This is a genomic window from Mesorhizobium sp. P3_A9, from assembly GCF_056402975.1.
The window spans coordinates 1-4,369 of the sequence record NZ_JBFUGJ010000428.1; the positions used below are offsets into that span (position 1 = coordinate 1).

A 4,369-nucleotide genomic window follows, 5' to 3' on the forward strand; every position below is an offset into this window, starting at 1 on the left:
GGTTTATGCCCATCGAGTACAAAGCACGAACGACACAAATGAAAAGCTCGATTTGGTCGCCAAAGCAATTTATCAGCTTGCTCAATCGATAGCCGACATCGAACAAAAGGTTCGACAGATCAAATAGACTATTTCAACTCACCCCCTCACCATGCTGTTGACCTGGTTGGATGTGAGGAACATCAGCACCACTTCTGACATGCCGAGCAGCGGCGTGAAGGTGATCATGGTGATGCCGCCGGTTGCATTCGTACGGGTCAGGCCCTCGCTGTAGATATCAGGCGGTGGCTCTTCGTCGAACCACACGCCGTCCAGCGTTGACCCCTGCCATTTCTCACGACCCTTTCATAGGACTTGAAACCGAGGATGGATCGACCGGCCTCCTTTGACGAGCTATTTCAGAAGCCGTCAAATTGGATTAAGCTTTCTGATGCTGTTCAATTAAAAGAGGGGGATTTATCCGATGGCGGCGATTCTAAAATACTTCAGCCCTGAGCAAGTCGAAGCTTTTCTAAAGTTTGGACCCACCGGTTTTGCCGCGCTGATGTTGATCTTGGCGGCAATTGGGATGGTGAGAGAACCATCAAAGATCAAGGCGCTTTTACTGGCCTTCTTCATGGTCGTAGGGGCATTTTGTTTCGTCGTAGCAGTATGGGCTTCGCGGCCACCGGCACCGCCCCCGGGACCGGGACCAGGCATTACAGCAGAACAGGTTGCTACGTTAGAGGGTGTACTTAAAGTAGACGGAACCGCACTTGAAGAAGTGAAACAGGCAAGCGCGTTGGGGCTTGCTGGATGCAGGGGAGGCAGCAGCGGAGTACCGCTTTTCCATGCTAGTGAATTCTCTACTTCTATCGCAGCACTCACTGGAGACCTTTCGCAGATACGCGGTCAGGTTCAACAGGCACTGAACGGACCAAGAACGTAGCGCGCCGACGAAGAGCGCCTAACAGTCTTTTCGATCACGTGGCGCAGGCAGCACGGCACAAGCGTCGCGGTCTGAGAGGGCGCAAGGTCAATGGGGAGTATCGTGAAAGAAGCTACGTCGTTTCTCGCTGATTTGGCGGCCGTCGCGACCGCTGTCGTCGCCATATGGGCTTGGGCCCGATATCTATGGAACACAAAACGAAGGCAGCGGAGACTGGAAGAGTACCTCGAGGGAGAGCAATCCCAAGGAGGAAATCAGGGGATGCGAACTATCCTCCATCTCATGTCCAACTTGGCGATGACAGAGGAGCAAATCTACACAGCTGCGTTTGCCAGCAAGAAAGTGACGGCTGTGCCCCTCCCCGATGGCAGAGGGTTCGCGAAGGATATCCTGTTCTTATACCAAGAGCCCAAGCCAGGCCGGTACTCGCCGAGATAGAAGTTCCACGCCTAATCTCTGTTCATTGCTCGGCTACCGCCAAGAATGATGGTTGCGTGCCGGGTCGACATATGACGTCTCCTTGATCGGGGCTAATTGAGATGCGAGTACGTTCGGCTGAACGTCGAGCAGCGGGGAACTAAAGCGAATGTCGACAAGAATATTCCGCAGGTCGGCGGGGAAGATGATGATTGGCTTTTTGCTTCAGGCGGAACGGCTATATGGGTCGCGGGACGCGAACTGGAGATTGGAGGGCATCCAGGTCCATGATCTCGGTCCGCGTCTCTGGTTTCCTGTTGTTGGGGAAAACAGGATTGAAATCGAGGTCTCACCCTCGGCAACCGATGACCCCGATATTGCGGCGTTTCAGATTGCGCACGAAGTCATCCACCTCCTGGCGCCGATTCAGGCCGAAGTGGGAGCCGAATTTATGCCGGCCTCTGCTTTGGAAGAAGGGTTGGCTGTGCACTTCAGCCTGTGCGCGCCTCGCTACTCTAGCGCGGCTAAAGCTATTCAGCTGGAAACGACTCTGCCGGACACCTATCGCGCAGCTCTCGCTCTCTACAGGTCACTAGAGGGCATTTGCCCTGACGCTGTGCGGCATCTGCGATCCATCCGCCCAAACTTTTTCGATATGGATGAAGTATTTCTCCAAACGGAACTGACCATCCCTGCCAGCTTGGCGAGGGCCCTGGTGCAATCTAACCGAATGCGTTGAGTTCCGCTCAGCAAAAGCGAAAGCCGCCCGCTCAGATCCGAAGCGGCTTTAAAATTGTAGCGGTTGATTCGGCCGCCGACCCAACTCGATGATTCACGGCTACGATGACTCGCGTTATKAGGCGGCACGGCCCAGAACCGATTTGAGGGCAAACGGCTGAAGGGTGTGCCGAGATTCAGGTCAGGTCGAGTCGAAAATGGCTCCCCCGAGTACCGGAGCGGAGCGTACTTTTCGTACGTGAGCACCGGAAGCGCAGGGAGCCGCCATTTGCAGACCGGCCTCACCTGAATATCGGCACACCCTAATGCGCTTCGCGGCGATAGATCCACAGCTGCGTCGGCGGGATGTTGCGGAAGATGAAATCGAAATGCTTGACCGTGTAGTCGCCACGGCCGGCCGGGATCGGCGACAGCGGGCCATAGGTCAGCTGCACGATCGGCCGGCCCGCAGGGATGCGGTCGAGCAGGCTTTCGATGTAGGCAATGCGCTGGGCGACGGGGAAATTGAGCAGCGGCACGCCGGAGACGACGGAATCGAAGATCATCCCGCTTCTCTCGCCAAGCGTGGCGTTGAGGTTGAAGGCATCGCCCTCAATGACGTTGACGCCGGGATAGAGCTGGCGCAAATGGCGCACGAAATCCGTGTTGTATTCGACGGCATAGAGGTTTTCGGGCCGCACACCCTGAGCCAGGATGGCACGCGTGATGACGCCTGTGCCCGGACCGACCTCGAGCACCGGCAGGCCGGACCTGGGATTGACGATCGAGGCCATCTTGCGCGCGGTGATCGAACTGGTCGGAACAATCGAGCCGACCGTCTTCGGCTTGTCGATCCAGCCCTTGAAGAACTTGAGCTCGTCGTCGAACTTTTCGGCAAGCGCCTTCCGCAGTCCGGGACCACGTGTCATGCAAGCTCTCCTCAGCACTCCCCTCAGGTTACTTAACACCTGAGCAGCGCAAGGCAAGGCACGACCCTGCCGATGTCGTGGATAAGATAGATTTGGTCGCGTCCCGGGATGCGGCGCGTTTCATCTGATCACGCGCCATTCCTGCTCTGTCAGCGTTCGCCGAAGGATTCGAAGAAATCCTTCATGCGGGCGAAAAACCCGCTCGATTGGGGCGAATTGTCCTGCGAGGAGAGCTGTTCGAACTCTTCCAGCAATTCGCGCTGGCGCCGGGTAAGGTTCTGCGGCGTCTCGACCGCGGTCTGGATGTAGAGGTCGCCGACATTGGGCTGGCGCAGCACCGGCATGCCCTTGCCCTTGAGGCGGAACTGGCGCCCGTTCTGCGTGCCTTCGGTCACCTTCACCTTGGTCTGCGTGCCGTCCAGCGTCGYCACCTCGAASGAGCCGCCAAGSGCKGCCGTCGTCATCGAGATCGGCACCTTGCAGTAGAGATCGGCRCCRTCGCGCTGGAAGAATTCGTGCGGCTTSACCGCCAGGAAAATATAGAGRTCGCCCGAMGGCCCGCCGCGCAGRCCGGCCTCGCCCTCATTGGCAAGGCGGATRCGGGTGCCGTCCTCGATRCCGGCCGGAATGTTGACCGACAGCGAACGCTCTTCGGTGACGCGGCCCTGGCCGGCACATTTCGGGCACGGATCCTTGATCGTCTGGCCGCGGCCCTGGCACTGCGGGCAGGTCCGCTCGATCGAAAAGAAACCCTGCGTGGCGCGCACCTTGCCGTGGCCGTTGCACATCGAGCAGGTCACCGGCTGGGTGCCCGGCTTGGCGCCGCTACCCGAACATTCCGAGCACGAGATCGAAGCCGGGACGCGGATCTGCGCGGTTTTGCCGGCAAAAGCCTCTTCCAGCGAGATTTCCATATTGTAGCGCAGGTCGGCGCCGCGCTCGCGGCCGCCGGAAGAGCGGCGCTGGCGCCCACCCATCATGTCGCCGAAAATATCCTCGAAGATGTCGGCGAAGCCGCCGGCGCCAAAGCCTTGCGCGCCGCCATTCATGCCGCCCTGTTCGAAGGCGGCGTGGCCGAAACGGTCATAGGCCGCGCGCTTCTGCGGRTCCTTCAGCGTCTCGTAGGCTTCGTTGATTTCCTTGAACTTGTGCTCGCAGGAATGRTCGCCSGGRTTGCGGTCKGGATGGAACTGCATGGCGAGCTTGCGGAAAGCGCTCTTGAGCTCCTTCTCGTCGGCGCCCTTCTGCACGCCCAGCGTTTCGTAGAAATCAGCTTTCATTTTTTCCCGCTGTCCGGATGCTCAACGTCTTGATGCATTGTTGCGTCGTTTGCCGGCACRTCGTCTCGATTTAGGATCGGTGCCGCCCGGATGCCAGT

General features: G+C 58.4%; 5 protein-coding genes. 2 read left to right on the plus strand and 3 right to left on the minus strand.

Annotated features, from left to right (window positions below; all coding sequences use genetic code 11):
* Positions 1-138 precede the first annotated feature (138 nt).
* Entirely contained in the window at positions 139-306 is a 168-nt protein-coding gene (locus tag AC1DX0_RS31700) for a hypothetical protein (RefSeq protein WP_477218936.1), read from the minus strand.
* A 157-nt stretch (positions 307-463) separates the two neighbouring features.
* Between AC1DX0_RS31700 and AC1DX0_RS31705 the strand changes: the two genes are divergently transcribed.
* Both AC1DX0_RS31705 and AC1DX0_RS31710 read left to right on the plus strand, forming a co-directional pair.
* Positions 464-928, plus strand: a complete 465-nt coding sequence (locus AC1DX0_RS31705) for a hypothetical protein (RefSeq protein ID WP_477218935.1) — start codon at positions 464-466, stop codon at positions 926-928.
* 622 nt (positions 929-1,550) lie between these two features.
* The gene (locus AC1DX0_RS31710; protein ID WP_477218934.1) at positions 1,551-2,084 is read left to right on the plus strand and encodes a hypothetical protein; all 534 of its coding nucleotides are present in this window, start codon (positions 1,551-1,553) and stop codon (positions 2,082-2,084) included.
* Positions 2,085-2,385: 301 nt separating this feature from the next.
* Here the strand turns inward: AC1DX0_RS31710 and pmtA are convergent, their stop codons facing one another.
* Together pmtA and dnaJ are read right to left on the minus strand one after the other, a co-directional pair.
* Positions 2,386-2,991, minus strand: a complete 606-nt coding sequence (gene pmtA / locus AC1DX0_RS31715; RefSeq protein WP_477218933.1) for a phospholipid N-methyltransferase PmtA — start codon at positions 2,989-2,991, stop codon at positions 2,386-2,388.
* 149 nt (positions 2,992-3,140) lie between these two features.
* Complete coding sequence (gene dnaJ, locus AC1DX0_RS31720) at positions 3,141-4,271, minus strand: molecular chaperone DnaJ (RefSeq protein ID WP_477358371.1); 1,131 nt, start codon at positions 4,269-4,271, stop codon at positions 3,141-3,143.
* Positions 4,272-4,369: the final 98 nt, after the last annotated feature.